The 500-nt window shown below is 62.2% G+C and carries 1 protein-coding gene; it reads left to right on the top strand.

Annotated elements, in window-relative coordinates; all coding sequences use genetic code 11:
- The coding region (locus tag PKE99_RS39555) for an adenosine kinase (protein WP_271215204.1) at positions 1–500 on the top strand (500 nt) is incomplete at both ends.

Genomic DNA, 500 nt, shown 5'->3' with positions numbered 1-500 from the left:
ATGTAATCGGGATCGGCAATGCCGTCATGGATGTGATTGCGCCGACCTCAGAGGACACGCTGGCCCGGCTGGGGGTGGAAAAGGGCATCATGCAACTGATCGACCGCGAGCGGTCCGAGTTCCTGATGGCGGCGCAATCGGCCGATCCGCAGGCGGGCAAGGCGCGGCTGGTGCCAGGTGGTTCGGTTGCGAATACGCTGGCCGGGCTGGGGATGCTGGGACTGCGCACCGCCTTTATCGGCAAGGTGGCAAGCGATCCTCTGGGCCTGAGCTATGCCGAACAGACCGAGCAGCAGGGCACGGTTTTCGTCAACCCGCCGGTTGCGGGGGATGTGCTGCCAACTTCGCGTTCGATCATCTTTGTCACCCCGGATGGCGAGCGGTCGATGAACACTTATCTGGGAATTTCGGCCGAGCTGGGGGCGGATGATGTCAGCCCGTCAGTCTTTAGCGGCGCGGATTGGCTGTTTCTTGAGGGCTATCTGTTTGACAAGGACCCC

Origin of the sequence: Pseudonocardia halophobica (assembly GCF_027922425.1) — a bacterium.
GTDB classification, from domain to species: Bacteria; Actinomycetota; Actinomycetes; order Mycobacteriales; family Pseudonocardiaceae; genus Pseudonocardia; species Pseudonocardia halophobica.
This window is presented reverse-complemented; position numbering and strand designations above follow the sequence as displayed.